The 19786-nt window shown below is 73.5% G+C and carries 19 protein-coding genes; 12 read left to right on the forward strand and 7 right to left on the reverse strand.

Going from position 1 to position 19786, the window contains the following annotated elements; all coding sequences use genetic code 11:
• Positions 1-16 precede the first annotated feature (16 nt).
• Entirely contained in the window at positions 17-703 is a 687-nt protein-coding gene (locus EDF24_RS16000) for a uracil-DNA glycosylase (RefSeq protein WP_123704179.1), read from the forward strand.
• A gap of 81 nt (positions 704-784) precedes the next feature.
• Positions 785-1393: a GNAT family N-acetyltransferase gene (locus EDF24_RS16005; RefSeq protein ID WP_123653649.1), complete on the forward strand. Its 609-nt coding sequence runs from the start codon at positions 785-787 to the stop codon at positions 1391-1393.
• 43 nt (positions 1394-1436) lie between these two features.
• On the opposite strand, the gene EDF24_RS16010 is transcribed toward EDF24_RS16005, so the two are convergent.
• Together EDF24_RS16010 and EDF24_RS16015 are read right to left on the reverse strand one after the other, a co-directional pair.
• Entirely contained in the window at positions 1437-1973 is a 537-nt protein-coding gene (locus EDF24_RS16010) for a gluconokinase (protein WP_311316812.1), read from the reverse strand.
• Positions 1970-3532, reverse strand: coding sequence for a GntP family permease (locus EDF24_RS16015; protein WP_123704181.1), 1563 nt, complete (start codon positions 3530-3532; stop codon positions 1970-1972). Before EDF24_RS16015 ends, EDF24_RS16010 begins: the two co-directional genes overlap by 4 nt.
• A gap of 202 nt (positions 3533-3734) precedes the next feature.
• Between EDF24_RS16015 and EDF24_RS16020 the strand changes: the two genes are divergently transcribed.
• Positions 3735-4439, forward strand: a complete 705-nt coding sequence (locus tag EDF24_RS16020; RefSeq protein ID WP_123704183.1) for a FadR/GntR family transcriptional regulator — start codon at positions 3735-3737, stop codon at positions 4437-4439.
• Between the two features lie 96 nt (positions 4440-4535).
• On the opposite strand, the gene EDF24_RS16025 is transcribed toward EDF24_RS16020, so the two are convergent.
• On the reverse strand, positions 4536-6185 hold the full coding sequence (locus EDF24_RS16025; protein ID WP_123704185.1) for an ABC-F family ATP-binding cassette domain-containing protein: 1650 nt from the start codon (positions 6183-6185) through the stop codon (positions 4536-4538).
• A 50-nt stretch (positions 6186-6235) separates the two neighbouring features.
• On the opposite strand from EDF24_RS16025, the gene EDF24_RS16030 reads away from it, so the two are divergent.
• From EDF24_RS16030 to EDF24_RS16055, 6 genes are all read left to right on the forward strand, one after another.
• Positions 6236-7198 carry an oxidoreductase gene (locus EDF24_RS16030; protein WP_123704186.1) on the forward strand — a complete coding sequence of 321 codons (963 nt, stop codon included), beginning with the start codon at positions 6236-6238 and terminating at the stop codon, positions 7196-7198.
• On the forward strand, positions 7195-7932 hold the full coding sequence (locus tag EDF24_RS16035; protein ID WP_123653644.1) for a sulfite exporter TauE/SafE family protein: 738 nt from the start codon (positions 7195-7197) through the stop codon (positions 7930-7932). Before EDF24_RS16030 ends, EDF24_RS16035 begins: the two co-directional genes overlap by 4 nt.
• A gap of 430 nt (positions 7933-8362) precedes the next feature.
• Positions 8363-8956, forward strand: coding sequence for a PadR family transcriptional regulator (locus EDF24_RS16040; RefSeq protein ID WP_165931514.1), 594 nt, complete (start codon positions 8363-8365; stop codon positions 8954-8956).
• Positions 8953-9699: an ABC transporter ATP-binding protein gene (locus EDF24_RS16045; RefSeq protein ID WP_123653643.1), complete on the forward strand. Its 747-nt coding sequence runs from the start codon at positions 8953-8955 to the stop codon at positions 9697-9699. The genes EDF24_RS16040 and EDF24_RS16045 overlap by 4 nt, the downstream gene beginning before the upstream one ends.
• A complete protein-coding gene (locus tag EDF24_RS16050; RefSeq protein WP_123704190.1) occupies positions 9696-12536 on the forward strand; it encodes an ABC transporter permease in 2841 nt (946 codons plus the stop codon). Before EDF24_RS16045 ends, EDF24_RS16050 begins: the two co-directional genes overlap by 4 nt.
• 59 nt (positions 12537-12595) lie before the next feature.
• Positions 12596-13165 carry a GrpB family protein gene (locus tag EDF24_RS16055; RefSeq protein ID WP_260233473.1) on the forward strand — a complete coding sequence of 190 codons (570 nt, stop codon included), beginning with the start codon at positions 12596-12598 and terminating at the stop codon, positions 13163-13165.
• Here the strand turns inward: EDF24_RS16055 and EDF24_RS16060 are convergent.
• Positions 13162-14040: an aminoglycoside phosphotransferase family protein gene (locus tag EDF24_RS16060; protein ID WP_185021698.1), complete on the reverse strand. Its 879-nt coding sequence runs from the start codon at positions 14038-14040 to the stop codon at positions 13162-13164. The genes EDF24_RS16055 and EDF24_RS16060 overlap by 4 nt on opposite strands.
• A gap of 40 nt (positions 14041-14080) precedes the next feature.
• On the opposite strand from EDF24_RS16060, the gene EDF24_RS16065 reads away from it, so the two are divergent.
• Positions 14081-14815 (forward strand): SDR family NAD(P)-dependent oxidoreductase, encoded by a 735-nt coding sequence (locus EDF24_RS16065; RefSeq protein WP_123704194.1) that lies wholly within the window; start codon positions 14081-14083, stop codon positions 14813-14815.
• On the opposite strand, the gene EDF24_RS16070 is transcribed toward EDF24_RS16065, so the two are convergent.
• Complete coding sequence (locus EDF24_RS16070; RefSeq protein WP_123704196.1) at positions 14807-15664, reverse strand: alpha/beta hydrolase; 858 nt, start codon at positions 15662-15664, stop codon at positions 14807-14809. The genes EDF24_RS16065 and EDF24_RS16070 overlap by 9 nt on opposite strands.
• The gene (locus EDF24_RS16075) at positions 15661-16308 is read right to left on the reverse strand and encodes a YigZ family protein (protein ID WP_260233474.1); all 648 of its coding nucleotides are present in this window, start codon (positions 16306-16308) and stop codon (positions 15661-15663) included. The genes EDF24_RS16070 and EDF24_RS16075 overlap by 4 nt, the downstream gene beginning before the upstream one ends.
• Positions 16309-16377: 69 nt before the next feature.
• On the opposite strand from EDF24_RS16075, the gene EDF24_RS16080 reads away from it, so the two are divergent.
• The gene (locus EDF24_RS16080; RefSeq protein WP_123704200.1) at positions 16378-17541 is read left to right on the forward strand and encodes a N(5)-(carboxyethyl)ornithine synthase; all 1164 of its coding nucleotides are present in this window, start codon (positions 16378-16380) and stop codon (positions 17539-17541) included.
• 100 nt (positions 17542-17641) lie between these two features.
• Here the strand turns inward: EDF24_RS16080 and EDF24_RS16085 are convergent, their stop codons facing one another.
• Positions 17642-18175: a cysteine hydrolase family protein gene (locus EDF24_RS16085; protein WP_123704202.1), complete on the reverse strand. Its 534-nt coding sequence runs from the start codon at positions 18173-18175 to the stop codon at positions 17642-17644.
• 28 nt (positions 18176-18203) lie between these two features.
• On the opposite strand from EDF24_RS16085, the gene EDF24_RS16090 reads away from it, so the two are divergent.
• Positions 18204-19643, forward strand: a complete 1440-nt coding sequence (locus EDF24_RS16090) for an amidase (RefSeq protein WP_123704204.1) — start codon at positions 18204-18206, stop codon at positions 19641-19643.
• Positions 19644-19786 lie beyond the last annotated feature (143 nt).

The following is a 19786-nucleotide window of genomic DNA, read 5'->3' on the forward strand; positions in this document are numbered from 1 at the left end:
GCGCACCGACACCCCGATGCAGCCCGTCCCGCTCGCCGACCTGGTCGATCCCGGCTGGGCGACCGCGCTCGCCCCGGTGGAGGACGACGTGCACCGCATCGGTGCCTGGCTCCGCGAGGAGACCGCCGCCGGTCGTCCGTACCTGCCGGCGGGCGCGTCGGTGCTCCGCGCCTTCGAGTACCCGTTCGACGACGTGAAGGTCCTCGTCATCGGGCAGGACCCGTACCCGACGCCCGGGCACCCGATCGGGCTGTCCTTCGCGGTCGACCCCGGCGTCCGCCCGGTCCCGCGCAGCCTGGCGAACATCTACCGTGAGCTGCACGACGACCTCGGGGTGACCCCGCCCGAGCACGGCGACCTCCGCCCGTGGTCCTCGCGCGGCGTGATGCTGCTCAACCGGGTGCTCACCGTCGGAGCGGGGGACGCCGGCAGCCACCGGAACAAGGGCTGGGAGCGGGTCACCGAGCAGGCCGTCCGGGCCCTGGTCGCCCGCGGGAAGCCGCTCGTCGCGGTGCTCTGGGGCGCCCAGGCCGGGTCCGTCCGGCCGTTCCTCGGGGACACCCCGGTCGTCGCATCGGCGCACCCGAGCCCGCTGAGTGCCTCCCGCGGGTTCTTCGGCAGCCGTCCCTTCTCGCAGGTGAACGAGCTGCTCGTCGCCCAGGGTGCCGACCCCGTCGACTGGACGCTGCCCGCGCGGGTGTGACGAGCCTCCAGGCCGGATCCGTGACCAGGCGTCGGACGCGACCCTGCCCCGCGCGTCGGGCGGGACCCGTAGGCTCGGAGCGTGCTCGAGGAGGAATACCGCCAGCGGCGGGTGCTGCCGCGTCATCTGCGTGCGCCGGCCCCGTCGGAGACCGCGTTCGTCTGGTCGATCCGCGCTGCGGAGCCGTCGGACCTGCCGGACATCCGTGACATCCATTCGCACTACGTGCGGAACTCGTCGGTGACGTTCGACGGGTCGGTGCTGTCCTTCGCGGCGTGGAAGCAGCGCTACGACGAGATCCGGAGGCGGAAGCTGCCCTTCCTCGTCGCGGTGAACCCGTCCGGGCAGATCCTCGGGTACGCCCTCGTCGACCCGTGGAACCCGCGCGACCGGTCGAACCACGTCGTGGAGAACTCGATCTACCTGGGGCCGGCGTCCGGCGGCAAGGGGCTCGGACGCGCGCTGATGGAGGCGCTGCTCGACGAGTGCCGGGCCGCCGGCGTGCGCGAGGTCGTCGCGGTCATCGCCGACCGGTCCGCCGACGCCTCGATCCGGTTGCACCAGCGGCTCGGCTTCGAGGAGATCGGGCGGATGGGCAAGGTCGGCTACAAGTACGACCGGTGGCTCGGCACGGTGACGATGCGACTGCGGCTCCGCGGGCCGCGGACGCGGCGCGGCGCCCGCCGGTAGCGGGCGCCGAGCCGGGTCAGCCCACGGCGTCAGCGCGCGGGGGTCAGCGCGCGGGAGCCAGCGCCAGGCGGGCGATGACCTCAGTGGCCTCCTCGGACGGGGTGCGGTCGGCGGCGATCGTGATGTGCGCCTCGTCGGACCCCGGGAGCTCGAGGATCGCGAGCTGGGACGCGAGCAACGACGTCGGCATGTAGTGCCCTGTGCGTGCGGACATCCGCTCCTCGATGAGCGCCCCGTCCCCGGCGACGTGCACGAACACCACCCCCGGTGCCCGGAGGACGTCGCGGTACGAGCGCTTCAGCGCCGAGCAGGTCACGACCCCGTGTGAGCCGTCTGCCAGGTGGTCGTCGATCCAGCCGGAGACCACGTCGAGCCAGGGCCACCGGTCCTCGTCGTCGAGGGGGATGCCGGCGTGCATCTTGTCGACGTTCGCCGGCGGGTGCATCGAGTCGCCCTCGGCGAAGTCCCACCCGAGTCGTTCGGCGACCATCGCGGCGACGGTGGACTTGCCGGAGCCGGAGACCCCCATCACCACGAGGACGCGGGCATCGAGCGCAGCGGAATCGGTCGAGTCGCTCACGAGATGAACACCCCGGCCAGCAGGACCCCGAGCAACCCGAACACGGAGATCAGGCACTCCAGGACCGTCCACGTCTTGAACGTCTGCCCGACGGTCATGTTGAAGTAGCTCTTCACCAGCCAGAACCCGGCGTCGTTGACGTGCGAGAGGAACACCGAGCCGGCGCCGATCGCCAGGACGAGCAACGAGGTCTCGGGCGTGGACAGCCCCTGCGCGATCGGGGCCATGATGCCCGCGGCGGTGACGGTCGCGACGGTGGCGGAGCCGGTCGCGACACGGACGAGCGCGGACACGACCCACGCGACGAGGAGCACCGAGACGCCGGAGTCCTTCACCGCGTCGGCGATCACCCCGCCGATCCCGGTGTCGATGAGCACCTGCTTGAACCCACCACCGGCACCGACGATGAGGAGCACCCCGGCGACGGGCGGCAGCGCGCTCTCGAGGGACTTCGACACCGCGGACCGGTCCATGCCGCCGCCGATCGCGAAGAAGACGATCGCGTAGAGCGCGGCGAGGCCGATGGCGATCATCGGCGTGCCGAGGAAGTCGAGCAGACCCACCCAGGTGCCGGAGGCGTCGGGGACCGTTGCTTCACGGATGGCCGCGGCGAGCATGAGCACGACGGGCAGCAGGATGCCGATGAGCGCGACCGTGAAGGACGGGCTGCGCGGTTCGGTGATGGTCCGCGTGAAGTCGCTCTTGCCGTTCGGGAGCGACGCGGTGTCCTGCGAGGGCCGTCCGCGTCGGGCCTGACGGCCTTCGTGCGCGGGATCCGAGCCGGCGCCGGCGCCGGAGCCGCCGCCGGAGCCCGAACCGGACTCGGAGCCGCCGCGCGACCCGAACAGGTCCGGCGCGGGGATCGGGACCCAGCGGGCCGCGAAGGTGGCGAAGAGCGGCCCGGAGAGGATGATCACCGGGATCGCCAGCACGATGCCGAACGCCAGCGTGGTGCCGAGGTTCGCCCCGACGGTGGAGATCGCGACGAGCGGGCCGGGGTGCGGCGGCACGAACGCGTGCATCGTGGAGAGGCCGACGAGCGCCGGGACCGCGATCTTCATGACCGGGACCTCGCTGCGCTTGGCGACGAGGACGATGATCGGGATGAGGAGCACGAGGCCGACCTCGAAGAACATCGGCAGGCCGATCAGTGCCCCGATGAGCGCCATCGTCCAGGGCAGCAGCGCCTTCGACGACTTCCGGACGAGCGTGTCCACGACCCGGTCGGCAGCGCCCGAGTCGACGAGCATCTTGCCGAACATCGACCCGAGGCCGACCAGGATGCCGACGCTCGTCATCGTGTCGCCGAATCCGGTGCCGAAGCTCTCGACCGCCTTCGCCGGGGCGAGGCCGGCACCGATGCCGACGCCGATCGCGCCGATCGTCAGGGCGATGAACGGGTGGATCTTGAGCCAGGTGATCAGGACGATGATCACGACGACGCCGGCCAGCGCTGCGATCACGAGCTGCGGCACGGTGCCGGCGGCCTTGACCGTCTCGGTCCCGGCGGCGAGCACGGTGCTGGTGACCGGGCCGCTCGCGGTGAGGGGGTGAGGCATCGGTGCCCCTTCCTGGAGCCGCTGATGCGTGGCTCCGTCGCCTTGGTTCTCGGTGGTGCTGGCGCGTCACGCCGTCACTCAATAATCTGATTAATCAGACTACATGGCGATCTGCCGCGCGGCGCACTCCCGTCCGCGCAGTCTGCCGGTCTGATGGAGATCGCGTCACACCGACGCGCACGACGTACTGCACGGAGGAACGATGACGACCCCACGCGGCCTGCACGCGCAGGTGCTCGAGACGCTGGGCCAGCGGATCGTCGCCGGAGCGGTCGTCGCCGGCACGGTGCTCCGACCCGAGGACGTCACCGCGGAGTTCGGCGTCTCGCGCTCGGTGGTGCGCGAGGCGCTCCGCGTCCTCCAGTCCCTCGGCCTGGTCGAGCCCCGGCAGCGCGTCGGCACCCAGGTGCTCCCGCCGACGTCGTGGGAGCTGCTCGCGCCCGAGGTGATCCGGTGGCGCGGTGCCTCGAGCGGGTACTTCGTGCAGCAGCGGGAGCTCCTCGAGCTCCGCCTCGGGATCGAACCCGTCGCCGCCTCCCTCGCGGCGACCCGCGGCACCGGTGCCACAGCCCCGGTGCTCGCCGCCGCGCTCGACATGGTGGACGCCGCACGGTCCGGGGACGGGACCGCCTACCTCGAGGCCGACGTCCGCTTCCACCGCGCGCTCCTCACCGGCTCCGGGAACACCGTCTTCGCGCACTTCGCGACCACCCTCGAGGCACTGCTCCGCACCCGCACCTCCGAGTCCCGCGACACCATCACCCGGTGGACGGGCGCCGCCGCAGCCCGGCACGAGGCCGTCGGACGGGCGCTGGCCGCGGGCGACGCGGCTGCGGCCGCGACGGCGACGACCGCCCTGGTGGGCGTCACCCGCGACGAGTTCATCGCCGAGGCGCCCGGCCACTGACGCCGACGTGCGGTGGCCGGTTCGGGCGGTGAGCGCGCGTCACCACCGGACGGGAGGCTCGGTGCGGGCCGGCACCGGGCCTCCCGTCCGGCGGTCTCAGCGTTCCGTCACGTGACCCGCCTCGACACGCCACTGGCGGTCCAGACGGACCGTCTCGAGCATCCGGCGGTCGTGCGTGACGAGCAGGAGGGTGCCGTCGTAGGAGTCGAGCGCCTGCTCGAGCTGCTCGATCGCGGCGAGGTCGAGGTGGTTCGTCGGCTCGTCGAGCACGAGGACGTTCACCCCGCGGGCCTGCAGCAGGGCCAGCCCGGCACGGGTGCGTTCGCCGGGGGAGAGCTCGCCGGCGGCGCGGCCGACGTGGTCTGCCTTGAGGCCGAACTTCGCCAGGAGCGTGCGGACCTCGGCTGTGGCCATCTCCGGGACGAGGTCCTCGAAGAGCACGGCGAGCGGCTCGGTGCCGGTGAAGAGCCCGCGCGCCTGGTCGATCTCGCCGATCGCGACGTTCGCCCCGGTGCTCGCCGTGCCCGTCGCCGGTGCCTGCTTGCCGAGGAGTGCGCGGAGGAGCGTCGACTTGCCGGCGCCGTTCGGGCCGGTGATGCCGATGCGGTCGCCGCCGTCGACCTGCAGCGTCACCGGGCCGAGCGTGAAGTCGCCCTGCGTGAACGTGGCGTCGGACAGGGTCGCGACGACGGCGGAGCTGCGCGGGGCCTGGCCGATCGTGAACTCGAGCTGCCACTCCTTGCGGGGCTCCTCGACCTCGTCGAGGCGGGCGATGCGCGATTCCATCTGCCGGACCTTCTGCGCCTGCTTCTCGCTCGACTCGGACGCGGCCTTGCGGCGGATCTTGTCGTTGTCCGGTGCCTTCTTCATCGCGTTCCGGACGCCCTGGCTCGACCACTCCCGCTGCGTGCGGGCACGGGACACCAGGTCGGCCTTCGTCGCGGCGAACTCGTCGTACGCGTCGCGCTTGTGCTGCCGGGCGATCTCGCGCTCTTCGAGGTACGCGTCGTAGCCACCCCCGAAGAGCCGGTTCGAGGACTGTGCCAGGTCCAGCTCGAGGACCGCGGTGACCGAGCGGGCGAGGAACTCCCGGTCGTGGCTGACCAGGACGGCACCGCCGCGGAGGCCGTGCACGAAGTCCTCGAGGCGGCGGAGCCCGTCGAGGTCGAGGTCGAGGTCGTTCGTCGGCTCGTCGAGGAGCACGATGTCGAACCGGGAGAGCAGGAGCGCCGCGAGGCCCACCCGTGCCGCCTGCCCGCCGGAGAGCGCGGTCATCGGCGCCGTCGTGTCGACGGTGAGCCCGAGGTCCGCGAGGACGACCGGGACGCGTTCGTCGAGGTCCGCGGCTCCCGAGGCGAGCCATCGGTCGAGCGCGGTGGAGTAGCGGTCGGCGGCGTCGGCCCCGGCGTCCGGGTCCCCGAGCGCCGCAGCAGCGGTGTCCATCTCGGCGGTGGCCGCGGCGCAGCCCGTTCGCCGGGCCAGGTACGCCGCGACCGTCTCGCCGGCGACGCGCTCGTGCTCCTGGGGGAGCCAGCCGACGAAGGCGTCGGTCGGGGCGAGCGACACCGTGCCGGCGAGGGGTTCGTCGACGCCCGCCAGCAGCCGGAGCAGCGTCGACTTGCCGGCGCCGTTCACGCCGACGACCCCGATCACGTCACCGGGTGCGACCGTCAGGTCGAGGGAGTCGAACAGCGTGCGTGCGGCGTAGCCGCCGGCGAGGCCCTTGGCGACGAGCGTGGCGGTCATGGTGCCATCGTCCCATGGCGCGCGGGCCCGTTTTACGGTAGCCATGGGGTGTGAACCGTTCCGTCGCCGTCGTGGGTCCCGGCGCGATCGGGACGACCGTCGCGGCGGCGCTCCACGAGGTCGGCAGGACGCCGGCGCTGTACGGGCGACGAGCGCGTGCCGACGTCACGCTCCTCGTCGACGACCGCCGGATCGTGGTGCCGGGGCCGGTCGTCGGCGTTGGTCCTGCTCCGGCCGTGTCGGTTCCTGCTCCGGCCGTGTCGGTTCCCGCTCCGGCCGTGTCGGTTGCTGCTCCGGCCGTGTCGGTTCCTGCTCGGCCGGTCGACGTGGTGTTCCTCGCGGTGAAGGCGACCCAGGTGGCGGCGGCCGCCGGGTGGCTCGACGCGCTGTGCGGGCCGGACACCGTCGTGTGCGTGCTGCAGAACGGCGTCGAACAGGTCGCGGCCGTCACGCCGTACGCCGGGAGCGCGCAGGTCGTCCCCGCCGTGGTCTGGTTCCCCGCCGTCGGCGAGCCGGACGGCGCCGTGCGGTTGCTCGCGCCGGCTCGGCTGACGCTGCCGGACACGCCGGCCGCAGCAGTCGTTCGCGACGTCCTGGACGGGTCGCGCTGCTCGGTCGAGCTCGCGGCCGACTTCACGTCCGTCGCCTGGCGGAAGCTCGTGCAGAACGCCGTGGCGGGACTCATGGCGCTGACGGGCCGCCGTGCCGGGGTGTTCGGCCGGCCGGACGTCGCCGAGCTCGCCCTCGCCTACGCGCGGGAGTGCGTCGTGGTCGGCCGTGCCGTCGGGGCGGACCTCGGGGACGACGTGGCGCCCGCCGTCGTCGCGGGCTTCGTCGACGCACCCGCCGACTCCGGCACCTCGATCCTCGCCGACCGCGACGCCGGCCACCCGCTCGAGTGGGACGTCCGCAACGGCGTCGTCCGTCGGCTCGGACGCGCCCACGGCATCCCCACCCCGATCAGCGACGTCGTGGTGCCCCTCCTCGCCGCCGTGAGCGACGGACCAGGGTGACGACCGCGCTGTTCCTGCTCGCCGCCGGGGTCGTCGCCGGGGTCATCGGCACGGCCGGTGGGATCACGTCGCTCGTGGCGTACCCGGCGCTCCTCGCCGTCGGGGTGCCGGCACTCGCCGCGAACGTGACGAACTCCGTCGCGTTGCTCGGCAGTGGTGCGAGTTCAGCGCTCCGGGCCCGCGGCGACCTCGACGGGCACGGCGCGACGCTGCGGCGGTGGCTCCCGGTGACGGTCGTCGTGTCCGCCGTCGGCGCGGTGCTCCTCCTCGTGACGCCGGCGCACGTGTTCGACCGGATCGTGCCGTTCCTCGTCGCCGCAGGGTCCGTGCTGCTCCTTGCGCAGCCCTGGATCGACCGCCGCCGGGGAGCCGCGCGGATGCGCCGTGGCTCCGCCGCCGCGAGCGTCTCAGCCGTGTCGCTCTACAACGGCTACTTCGGGGCGGGGTCCGGCGTGCTGATGATCGCGGTGATGCTGCTCGACGGCGAGCCCGTGCTGCACCGGGCGAACGCGCTCAAGAACGTGCTGCTGCTCGCGGCCGACATCGTGCCCGCGGTGCTGTTCGCGGTGTCCGGGACCGTGGTGTGGGCGATGGTGTGGCCGCTCGGGGCGGGGGCCGTGATCGGTGGTCTGATCGGGCCGTCCGTCGCCCGCCGGGTGCCGCAGACGCCGCTGCGGATCGCGATCGCGGTGTGCGGGTTCGTCCTGGCGGGGTACCTGCTCGTCGCGGGGTGACGGGTGCCGGGTGGCGGGTGGCGCGTGCCGGGCGTGTGCGGGTGTGTGGTGGGGCACTTCGCGCGTGGTGAGTTGAATCGCGCGTAGGGGGTCGGTTCTTTCGACTGCCCGAGCCCGATTCGACCTTCCAGCGCGGATGCCATGGGAAGGAACGCGCACCGGGCACTGTGGCGGGTCGGCCTCTCGCGCCGCGCTCGGCTCGGGAGTGAGTCGCTCGATCGTCTCCGCGCGCTCGGTGAGTGCCCGCATCTGCGAGCCTCGATCCCGAGGGGTCGGTCCGACCGTCGCCCGACGGGTGCCGGGTGCTCGATCTGGTCGGCCTCGATGCGGGGTCTTGCACATGCATACCGGGTATGGGCATACTCGGTATGTCCGGAGCCGTCGTCCACGAGGACGACGTCACGACGGACACGACCGCGAGGGGGATCGCATGAGCGTCAGGATGGGTGTACTCGCGCTGCTGGTGGGAGGACCCGGGTACGGGTACCAACTCCGGGGGGAGTTCGAGCACAGGACCGGCGGGACCTGGCCGCTGAACATCGGCCAGGTCTACACGACGCTCGACCGCCTCGAGCGGGACGGCCTCGTGGCCCGCGGCGACGCCGACGACGACGGACACGTCGTCTACACGGCGACGGACGCGGGCCACGAGGAGGTCGCCCGCTGGTTCAGCGAGCCGGTGCCGGCCAAGCGCGGCCGGGACGAGCTCGCGATCAAGTTCGCGCTCGCGGTGACCGTGCCCGGCGTCGACGTCGCTCGACTCGTGCAGGTGCAGCGTGCCGCGGCACTGCGGAACCTGCAGGACCTGACCCGGCTGAAGCGCTCGGCGGACCCGGCGGCGGACCTCGCATGGTCACTGGTCCTGGAGTCGATGGTGTTCCAGGCGGAGTCCGAGGTGCGGTGGCTCGACCACGTCGAGTCCTCCGTCGCGCGGTACCGTCCGTCGGCCGCGCCCACGACTTCGTCGTCTGCTGCGTCTGCTGCGTCTGCTGCGGCTGCGGGCTCCGCGGGAGGTGCCCGGTGACCGCGACGGGGTCGACGGTCGTGCCGCTCCTCGAGCTCGACGCCGTCAGCGTGCAGTACGGCTCCGGTGCCAAGGCCGTCACGGCGCTCGCCGGCATCGACCTGCGGGTGGCCCGGGGCGAGATGGTCGCCGTGATGGGCACGTCCGGCTCCGGGAAGTCCACGCTGCTGGCGTGCGCCGGAACCCTGCTCCCGCCGACGAGCGGCGAGGTCGTCATCGACGGCGACTGGCTGTCCGACCGTCCGGCACGGGACCTCGCGGCACTGCGCCGACGGCTCGTCGGGTTCGTCTTCCAGGACTTCAACCTCATCCCGTCGCTCACGGCTGCCGAGAACGTCGCGCTCCCGCTGGAGCTCGACGGGTGGAAGCCGAGCCGCGCCCGGCGCGCCGCCGAACTCGCGCTCGACAACGTGGAACTCGCGCACCGCATGGACGCCTACCCGGACGACCTCTCCGGCGGGCAGCAGCAGCGCGTGGCGATCGCCCGCGGCGTCGTCGGCGACCGTCGGCTCGTGCTCGCCGACGAACCGACCGGCGCGCTCGACTCCCAGACCGGGGAGGTGGTGCTGCGGATGCTCCGCCGGCACGTCGACGCCGGTGCCGGAGCACTCCTCGTCACGCACGACGCGCGGCACGCGGCGTGGGCGGACCGGATCGTCTTCCTCCGCGACGGACGGATCGTGGACGAGACGGCGTACTCCGGCGTCGAGCTGACCCTCGCGCACGGACGGTCCGGCTCGTGAGCGGCCGACGGGACTCCGCCCGGGGCCTCCGTCGATCGGCAGCAGCGCGACCGGACCTCGTGGTCCGGACGCCGCTCGCGCTCCGGTCGGCGGTCCGACTCGGGCGACGGCTCGCCTTCGCCAGGCTCGGACGCGCGGCGCTGATCGTCGCGCTCATCGGCGTCCCGACCGCGGGCTTCGCGGCGGCGGCGGTCGTGGTGCAGTCGACCCAGGCGACGACGACCGAGAGGCTGGACTACTCCCTCGGGCACGCGGCCGCCCAGATGCGGGTCGTCGGGCCGGACCTGTCGGGCATGCGGCAGGACCCGGTCGACTGGCAGGTCACCGACACGCGCCGGAACTCCCCGGCGTTCCGCTCCTCCGATGCCGACCAGCCGTGGGCGTCGGTACTCGACCACGTCCCGGCCGGCGCGGTCTCGATCCCGGTGGGCTCGACGAACGTCGTCGTGGACGGGCCGAAGGGGCCCGTCGCGCTGCCGGGGACCGAGGGCAGCACGTGGGACGACGCCCTCGACGGGCACTGGCGCGTCCTGAGCGGCCGGGCGCCGACGACGCCCGCCGAGCTCATGGTCACGCCGGCGACGCTCCAGCGGCTCGACGCCCGCGTCGGCGACACCGTCGACGTCACCGACCCGATGACGAAGCGGTTCACCATCACCGGGACCATGCGCGACCTCGGGTCCGTCCCGGACGTCCAGGGCGTGTTCCTGCCATGGGGGACGACGCTCGGCAACGCGGCGGACGCCACCGCTGTGGAACCGTACGACCTCACCGTGTACCTCGCGACCGACGCCCCGACGTGGTCGGAGATCCACGCGCTCAACGCGCACGGCATCGTCGTCGAGTCCCGCCCGGTGGTCCTCGACCCGCCGGACGACCGCGTCGGTGGGCAGGGCAGCGGGATGAACTGGTACCTCGCCGGCCTCACGCTGATCGGCGTGTTCGCACTCTTCGAGGTCGCGCTCCTCGCCGGTGCCGCCTTCCTCGTCGGGACCCGCGCGGACTCCCGCTCCTACGCGATCCTCGCGAGCGTCGGCGGCGACCGGCGGTTCGTCCGGACCGTCGTCGCCGGCTCCGGCCTGGTGCTCGGGGTCACGGCGGCCGTCCTCGGCGTCGCGGCCGGCGTCGGCATCGGACGGGTCGCGTTCGGCGTGCTCGACAACGGCGACGTGACGTCCTACCCGGGCTTCCACGTCCCCGCGCTCCTGCTGCTCGCGATCGCCGGTGCCGGGGTGCTCGCCGGACTCGTCTCGTCGCTCGTCGCCGCGCGCGCTGCGACCCGCATCGACGTCCTCAGCGCCCTGCGCGGTTCCCGACGGCCGGTCACCCCCAGCCGGAAGACCCGCGTCCGGCGACGGATCTGGGGTCCCGTGCTCGTCGTGGTCGGGGGCGTGATGACCCTCGCCTGCGGTGTCGGCGTGCTGATGCTCAACGACCGCCCGGTGCAGCACGACGACCTCGCCTGGATCGTCGGCGCCGGGGTCGCGCTCGGTCCGTGCCTCGTCCAGCTCGGCGTGGTCCTGTGCGCGCCCGAGGTGCTCGGAGCCGTCTCCCGCGCCACGGAGCGACTCGGTTTGGCGTCGCGACTCGCGGCTCGGGACGCCCGACGCAACCCGATCCGCACCGTCCCCGTGCTCGCCAGCGTCATGAGCGTGGTGTTCGTCGCGTCCGTCGTGATGACCTGGACCGCGTCGTCGCACGCCGCGTTCGTCCGCGACTACGAGTACCGCACGGCCGTCGGCGTCGCCACCGCCGACGTCTCCGTGACCAACGGCGGCTACGACGCGGCGGTGACCCGGCACGCGGCCGAGGTCCTCGGCCACGTGCTCGACCACGACCGCATCCGGGTGCTCGGCGTCGCGCAGGAGCAGACGACCGAGCAGCCCGGCACACAGACGCTCCCGCACGTCTGGGAGCAGCGCGACTGCCCGACGAACGACACGACAGGGTGCTCCCGGTTCCTGCAGTCCACGGACAGCACCGCCCCGCACATCTGGGCGGGCACCGCGGACGACCTCGCGGTGCTCACCGGGCACCGCACCTCGGCTGCCGTCTCGGAAGCGCTCGCCTCCGGCAAGGCGGTCTCGCTCTGGCCGGAGTACTTCCGCGACGGTATGGTCCGCATCGACAGCTTCGAGGACCGGAAGTGGGACGACCCACTCCCGACCGGTGACACCCGACCGGATGCGAGCGTCAGCATCCCAGCGGTGCTCGACGTGCAGAGCCCACGGATCATGGTCGGGGTATTCATGACCCCCGAGACCGCTCGGCAGCACGGCGTGCCGACGGTTGACGGCATGCTCGTCACCCGCCTGCCCGGGCAGCTCACGACGGCGCAGTGGGACGACCTGAACTCGGCGTGGCAGGGCCGCGGGGGAGCGGACCGCGACCTGTGGGGCGGTCCGGCCTTCGGCTACGAGGCCGGACCGGTCGACGGTTCGGCCCCGGTGATGGCCGTCGCCCTGGCGCTCGCTGCCGCCGTGACGATCGGCGCGACCGGTGTCGCGGTCGGCCTGGCGCGGGCAGACGGCCGGCGCGACGACGAGGTGCTCGACGCCGTGGGGGCGGCACCGCGCCTGCGCCGGCGGATCTCCACCTGGCAGGCGGCGATCCTCTCGGCGGTCGGCGCGGTGATCGGCACGGCTCTCGGGTTGCTCCCGATCCGCGCGCTCACGCTCCGGTTCGCGGACTCGGCCGTCGGTGTGACGCACACCCCCTTCGCGCCCGACTGGACGATGCTCGTGCTCCTCGCGCTCGGCCTGCCGGTCGTCGTCACGCTGGGCACCTGGCTCACGTCCGGCCGCCGCAGCCGCCCCACGGTGCGTCGCGCGCCCTGAACCCGCTCGCTCCGCCGGCCGCCGCCGCGCACCACTTCGCGGCGGGTAGCGTCGCGGACGTGGCGAACGTGCGGGTGGTGGCGTACCGGGAGGCGTGGGCCGGGCGGTTCGGCGAGCTGCGGGATGCGTACGCGGCCGCGCTCGGCGCGTCTGGACTGACGCCGATCGCGATCGAACACGTCGGGAGCACGGCCGTGCCGGGGCTCGCGGCGAAACCGGTGATCGACGTCGACGTCGTGGTGGACGCCCCGGACATCGATCTCGCAGTGCGAGCGCTCGGACGGATCGGGTTCGAGCCGTCCGGCGCCGTCGGCGTGCCCGGCCGGGTCGCCTTCGTCACGCCGGAGCGCTTCCGGCCCAGCAACACGTACGTCGTGACGGCGGGGTCGCTGGCGCTCCGGAACCACCTCGCGGTGCGCGACGTCCTGCGGTCCGATCGCGCGCTCCGCGACGAGTACGGCATGGTCAAGCTCCGCGCGGCCGAGACCGGGGCGGACATCGACGCGTACATGGCGGCGAAGAGCGAGGTCCTCGAGCGGATCCTGCGCCGGGCCGGGCTCAGCGACGAGGACCGGGCAGCGATCGCGGCAGCGAACCGGGCGATCGCGGAGCGGGGCGCGCTCGGCTAGGGAGTGAGTCGCTGGATCGTCTCCGCGCGCTCGGTGAGTGCCCGGATCTGGGAGACTCGATCCCGAGGGGTCGGTCCGAGACGCTCGCCCGTGAACCGCACGAGGTCGAGGAGGACGACCGCGACACAGGCGCGGAGCACGACGGGTTCGGCGGCTCTCGCACCCGCGGTGACGATGCGTTCGACTGCAGCCGGGGTGATCCGCGCGTGGCTGAGCAGCGTCGCGAAGTCGAAGACGCGGGTTCCGCTGCCGATCGCCTCGATGTCGACGACGCCACGGACGACGTCGTCCTGGAACAAGAGGTTCGCCGGACGGAGGTCACCGTGCACCATGTCGGTCCGCGGCCACGCGACACTGCCGGCACCGTCGGCCAGCCGGTCGCACACCTCGAGCAGGCGACGGTCGGCGCCCTGCTCCCGGGCGCTGGAACGGAGGCGCTCCCAGCCGTCGCCGAGTTGCTCGAGCGCGAAGTCGGTCCAGGAACGGCCCGGGTCCGGGTCGAGGCCGGCCTGCGACTCGACGACGTCGACGATCGCCGCGGCGGTGCGTTCGTCGACGAGCTCGATGGTCCGTCCGGGGCAGAACTCCTGCAGGACGTACGCGGTGCCCGTCGTGGTCGTACCGACCTCCGACCACGCCGGGGTCGGGTACCCCGCTCGCCGGACCGCGGCGACGGGACCCGCGGCGGCCGTCACCCGACGCGCCCACCCGGCGTCGGCCGTCAGCTTGAGCACCGCCGTCCGTCCGTCGTCGTGCCGGACCGACCACGCGCCGGACTGCAGCCCGCCCCGGAACGGTGAGCCGAGCCTCCATCCCGGTGCCCTGCCGTGGACCTCGTGCAGCACCTGCTCGGCGAGGGAGCGGTCGGTGGTCACGGGCACGACGCTAGCGGGTGGGCGCGGGCAGGATGAGCGCATGACACGCATCCTCGTGACGGGCAGCACCGACGGCCTCGGACGCGCGACCGCGCAGTCCCTCCTCGACGACGGGCACGACGTCGTCGTGCACGCCCGGAACGACGAGCGCGCCGCCGCGCTGGCGTCGCTGACCGACCGCGGGGCCGAGCTGCTCGTCGTCGACCTGGCGGACCGTGCGGCGGTCGTCGCGGCGGCGACCCGGCTCGACGCGGATGGGCCGGTAGACGCCGTCGTGCACAACGCCGGCGTCATCTCCGGCCGGTCGCTCGTCCCCGTGAACGTGGTGGCGCCCTACCTGTTCACCGCACTGCTCACGACACCGACCCGGCACGTGTACCTCAGCAGCGGCATGCACCGCGGTGGCCGCGCGGAACTCGACCGGATCAACTGGAGCGGGTCGACCGACTCGGCGAGCTACTCGGACACCAAGCTCCTCGTGACGGCGCTCGCCGCAGGCATCGCTGAGCGCTGGGCTCCCGACGTGCTGGCGAACGCCGTCGACCCCGGGTGGGTGCCGACGAAGATGGGCGGCGCGGGCGCACCCGACGACTTCGAGCTGGGGCACCGGACGCAGGAACGCCTCGTGACGGACCCAGACCTGCGGGTCAGCGGCGGGTACTGGTTCCACGGCGAGCAGCAGGAGCCGCACCCCGCCGTCCACGATCGTGCCTTCCGGGAGCGCCTGTTGGACGTGCTGGCCGCGGAGACCGGGGTGTCGTTGCCGTCACGGTGACGGCGCGTCCGGCCCGTGCGTGGCGAGCCATTCGGACGCGAGGTCGATCGCGTGTGTGGAGTCCGGCGTGCCGGGGCGGTTCAGGAACGCGTGCCTGCTGCCCGCCAGCACGTGCCGCTCGACCTGGACACCCGCGGCGGTGAGCTCAGCCGCGAACCGTTCCCCGGACGCACGCATCGTGTCGTGCTCCGCGTCGACCAGGAGCGTCCGCGGGAAGGCGTCGAGCGGATGGCCGCCCGGGAACGCGCGGGGATCCGCTCGGGCGTCGCCGGTGCGGGCATGGGCACGGTTCGCGGTATCGAGGGCCCACGGGGCGTGCGTCAGACGACGGTGCCCGCGGACGGTCCGGGTGATCGCCGGGACACGGGGCGTGCGGGAGTGGAAGAACCCGTACGCGAGGAACGCGCCGACCGGCGCGGGCAGGTCGTCGGACGCTGGCGTCCCGGACGCGGCGAGCGCCGCCGCTGCGGCCAAGCACGCCCCCGCGCTCGCACCACCGAGCACCACCCCGTCGGAGGCGGCCTCGCTGACCGCGCGGTACGCGGCGAGGACCTCCCGGTGCGCCAGCGGGAACGGCGTCCGCGCACGGGGCCCACGCCGCGCCGCCCACGGCATCCCGGGGAGGGGTGAGAGCCGGTAGTCGACAGTCACGACGGGGACACCGCGCGCCGCGAGTGCCCGGGCGACGGCGTCCGACTCCGGCAGGTCCAGGTCACCTCGGAAGAAGCCCCCACCGTGCAGCCAGAGCAGGGTCGGTGATCCGGGGCGGACGGCGGCGGGCTCGTACCGGCGGAGCGGCACCGGACCGGACGGCCCCGCGATCAGGTCGTCCGCGAGTGAGACGGTCATGGGAGGACGTCCACCACGCGGGCGTCGCCGACGACTGGGTCGAGTGCCCCTGCCGAGGCCGCGGCGAGGTCCGCGCGCAGCACGTCGAGTTCCTGCGCGGGCACCCACAGCTCGAACGTGGCCGCTGCGCCGTACGTGGTGTCCCCGAGGGTGGCGTCGTGGTGGTCGACCCAGGAGCGCAGCACGTTGTCGAGCCGCCCCGCGTCGGCGTGCTCGACGTCCACGCTGACCCGGGTGAGCGCGACGCGGCGGACGACCGTCGCCCGGTCGAGCGCCTCGGACACCGAGGTGGAGTACGCCCGGACGAGCCCGCCGGCGCCGAGCTTCACGCCGCCGAAGTACCGGGTGACGATCGCCACGACGTCCGTGAGGTCCCGACGGCGCAGCACCTCGAGCATCGGGACGCCCGCGGTGCCCGACGGCTCGCCGTCGTCGGAGGACCGCGCCTGGTCGCCGAGCACCCCGGTGACCATCGCGGTGCAGTGGTGACGGGCGTCCCAGGCCGCGCGGCGGACCTCGGCGATCGCCCGGTCCGCGTCCGCGACGTCCGCCACGGGGACCACGTGCGTGATGAACCGCGACTTCGTGATCACGATCTCGTGCTCGAGGGGCGCAGCGACGGTGGACGGGTAGCTGCGGCTCACCCGACGAGCGTACCGACGGACGACGACCGGGCGCCGACGACCTGGCATGCGACGGGCCTACAGTGCACCATGACCGAAACCGAACCGACACCGGGGCTCATGCGCCTCGGCGTCGTCGCGACCTCCCGGAAGGCCGACGAACACCGGCTGCCCATCCACCCCGCGCACTTCGGCCGCATCGACGCGGACCTCCGTGCGGCCATGGTCGTCGAACGCGGCTACGGGCTGCGTTTCGGCGTCCCGGACGAACAGATCGCACCCCTCGTCGGCGCCGTCGCCGACCGCGCCGAGGTGCTCGCAGCAGCCGACGTCGTCCTGCTCCCGAAGCCCCAGGCGTCCGACCTCGCCGACCTCCGGGACGGGCAGGTCCTCTGGGGGTGGCCGCACTGCGTCCAGGACCAGGAGATCACCCAGCTCGCGATCGACAAGCAGCTGACCCTCATCGCGTGGGAGGCCATGAACCACTGGCAGCCGGACGGCGGCTTCGGGCTGCACGTCTTCCACAAGAACAACGAGCTCGCCGGGTACTGCTCGGTGCTGCACGGCATGCAGCTCTGCGGCTCCACCGGGGACTACGGCCGCCGCCTGACTGCCGTCGTGATCGGCTTCGGCGCCACCGCCCGCGGCGCCGTCACCGCGCTCAACGCGCACGGGGTCCACGACGTCCGGGTGCTCACGAACCGCCGCCCGGCCGCGGTCGGGTCACCGATCCCGTCCGTCGACGTCGTGCACTTCGAACACGACGCAGCGGCCCCGCACGCCAGCACCGTCAACACGGACCAGGGGCCGGTGCGCCTCGCCCCGTACCTGGCCGAGAACGACATCGTCGTGAACTGCACCCTGCAGGACCCGAACGCGCCGCTGACGTACCTCCGCACCGAGGACCTCGACGCGTTCCGTCCGGGGAGCCTCATCGTCGACGTGTCCGTGGACGAGGGCATGGGGTTCGAGTGGGCACGAGCCACCACGTTCGCCGAGCCGATGGTCACCGTGGGTGACTCGACGAACTACTACGCCGTGGACCACAGCCCGTCGCTGCTCTGGAACTCGTCGACGTGGGAGATCAGCGAGGCGCTGATGCCGTTCCTCCGGACGGTGATGACCGGGCCGTCGGCGTGGACCGGGTCCGAGACGATCCGCCGGGCGATCGAGATCGAGAACGGTCACGTCCGCAACGAGGCGATCCTCACCTTCCAGGGACGGTCGCGGGCGTACCCCTACCCGATCCGCTGAGCGGGACGGACGCCCCAGCATGACCGGACGCGCCAGCGCAGGCGGTCACGCCAGCGCGGCCGCTCACGCCAGCCGCGACACCTCACGCCAGCGCGGGCGCTCACGCCAGCCGCGGCACCACCGTCGCGAAGCTGCCGTCCAACGCCGCCATGAAGGACGCGTGCACCAGGTTCCCCGGGACGGTGGTGTCCCCGAGCGTCAGGTCCGGCGCCGCGCAGGCGTCGGACACGACGGTCACCGTGAACCCGAGCTCCGACGCCGCCCGCACCGTGGAGTCGACGCACATGCTGCTCATCATCCCGACGACCACGAGCTCGGTGACCCCGGCATCGGCGAGGAGCGACTGCAGCCCCGTCCCGACGAAGCTGTTCGGCTCGTGCTTCTCCAGCACCGGCTCACCGTCCGCCGGCGCCACGAGCGGGTGGAACCCGACACCCGGCGTCCCCGGCACGAAGAAGCCGGCATCCGCCTCGGTCGCGGTGTGGAACACGTGCACGACCAGCTCACCCGAGGCACGGAACGCATCGAGCACCTCCCGCGCCGCGGCGGCCGCCGCCTCCGGCTCGACGAGGGGGAACGCGCCCCCGGGGAAGTAGTCGAGCTGGATGTCGACGAGGACGAGCGCACGGGTCATGGATGCAGCGTAACTAGGCTCGGGAACCGTGTTCGAACTCCACCACCTCTCCGCGCAGGAACTCTGGGACTGGATCCGCCGCGGCGACACCACGGCCCGCGAAGCGACCGAGCACTTCCTCGCCCGCATCGAACGGCTCGACCCGGAACTCGGTGCCTTCGTGACGGTCACAGCCGACGACGCACGCGAACGAGCCGACCGTCTCGGCCACCTGGTGCCGACGTCCAGACCGCTGTGGGGCCTCCCGTCCGGTGACAAGGACCTGTACGACCGGGCCGGCGTGCCCACCGGATCCGGGACCGTCTCGCTGCCGGAGCGGCCCGCGACCGCCGACCACCCGCTGGTGGCGGCGCTCGCCGCGGCTGGCGCGGTGAGCCTCGGGAAGACCGCGAGCCCCGAGTTCGGGCTGTCGTCCTCGTCGGAGACCCGCCGCGGTGTCACGCGGAACCCGTACGACACCACCCGTGCGCCGGGCGGCTCTTCGAGCGGTGCGGCCGTCGCGGTGGCCGCCGGACTGCTGCCGGCAGCGGTCGGGTCCGACGGCGGGGGATCGGTGCGGATCCCGGCGGCAGCGACCGGCCTGGTCGGGCTGAAGCCGAGCCGCGGGCGGGTGCCGTCCATGCCCGGGCGGTCGGGGGTCGGCGGGCTGTCGGTCGCCGGGCCGCTGACGCGGACCGTGGCGGATGCCGGGATGTACCTCGACGCGCTGGTCGCGCCGACCGGTCTCGACGAACCCGTGCCGTACGCGCTCGTGACCCCCGACGTCGGCGACGGGCCGTTCACCGCTGCGGCCGTCCGTGGCGAGGGGCGCTTCGTCCTCGGGGTGCTCGACGGGTCCCCGTGGGACGACACCGTCGACGTCGTCGTCGACCCGGCAGCCCGTGACGCGGTCGACACCGCGGTGCGGGTGCTCTCCGAGCTCGGGCACGGGATCGAGGACGTCGCGATGCCCCGCACGCCCTACGCCTCGGCGTTCCGGGTCGCGTGGGAGAGCTCCGCGGCGCAGCTGCCGTCCGTGCCGGGGATCGACCTCACCGCCCTCACGCCGCTCGTGTCCTGGCTCGTCGCCCGCGGGCAGGCGCTCACCGGGACCCAGGTGCTCGCCGCGATGACGGCGCTCGACACGTTCTCGACAACGCTGATCAGCGCGTTCGGCCGGTTCGATGCGGTCATCACGCCGACGCTGGCGCTCACCCCGCGGCCGCTCGGCTGGTACGGGGACGACCCGTCGGAGGACTTCCGCCGCCAGTGCGCGTACTCGCCATGGACCTCGATGGCGAACGTCGCGGGGCTCCCCGCGATCACGCTGCCCGTCGGGGTCACTGCGGCGGACCACCCGGACGGCGGCGGGCTGCCGATGGGCGTGCAGCTGATCGGGCGGCCGGGCGGGGAGCGGACGCTGCTGGCGCTCGGAGCGCAGCTCGAGCGGCGGCTGCGCTGGCAGCGGAGGCACCCGCCGGGGTGGTGAGCGCGGCCGCGCGGCGGGGCGGCGGCGCCCGGCGGGGCGGCGGCGCGGGTGGGGCGGGCGGGCGGCGCGGCGGGGCGGACTCGCAACGACGACGTCGCTGTCGTACGACAGCGACCTCGTCGTTCCCCCGCGTCGACAACCAT

This window comes from Curtobacterium sp. PhB130 (assembly GCF_003755165.1).
Lineage (GTDB): Bacteria > Actinomycetota > Actinomycetes > Actinomycetales > Microbacteriaceae > Curtobacterium.

What these genes read in the sequence shown, in the direction of transcription:
- EDF24_RS16070 (WP_123704196.1), bottom strand. Translation starts at nt 15,664, where the DNA reads ATGACCGTCTCACTCGCGGACGACCTGATCGCGGGGCCGTCCGGTCCG.
- EDF24_RS16040 (WP_165931514.1), top strand. Translation starts at nt 8,363, where the DNA reads ATGAGCGTCAGGATGGGTGTACTCGCGCTGCTGGTGGGAGGACCCGGG.
- EDF24_RS16000 (WP_123704179.1), top strand. Translation starts at nt 17, where the DNA reads ATGCAGCCCGTCCCGCTCGCCGACCTGGTCGATCCCGGCTGGGCGACC.
- EDF24_RS16025 (WP_123704185.1), bottom strand. Translation starts at nt 6,185, where the DNA reads ATGACCGCCACGCTCGTCGCCAAGGGCCTCGCCGGCGGCTACGCCGCA.
- EDF24_RS16065 (WP_123704194.1), top strand. Translation starts at nt 14,081, where the DNA reads ATGACACGCATCCTCGTGACGGGCAGCACCGACGGCCTCGGACGCGCG.
- EDF24_RS16020 (WP_123704183.1), top strand. Translation starts at nt 3,735, where the DNA reads ATGACGACCCCACGCGGCCTGCACGCGCAGGTGCTCGAGACGCTGGGC.
- EDF24_RS16015 (WP_123704181.1), bottom strand. Translation starts at nt 3,532, where the DNA reads ATGCCTCACCCCCTCACCGCGAGCGGCCCGGTCACCAGCACCGTGCTC.
- EDF24_RS16085 (WP_123704202.1), bottom strand. Translation starts at nt 18,175, where the DNA reads ATGACCCGTGCGCTCGTCCTCGTCGACATCCAGCTCGACTACTTCCCC.
- EDF24_RS16080 (WP_123704200.1), top strand. Translation starts at nt 16,378, where the DNA reads ATGACCGAAACCGAACCGACACCGGGGCTCATGCGCCTCGGCGTCGTC.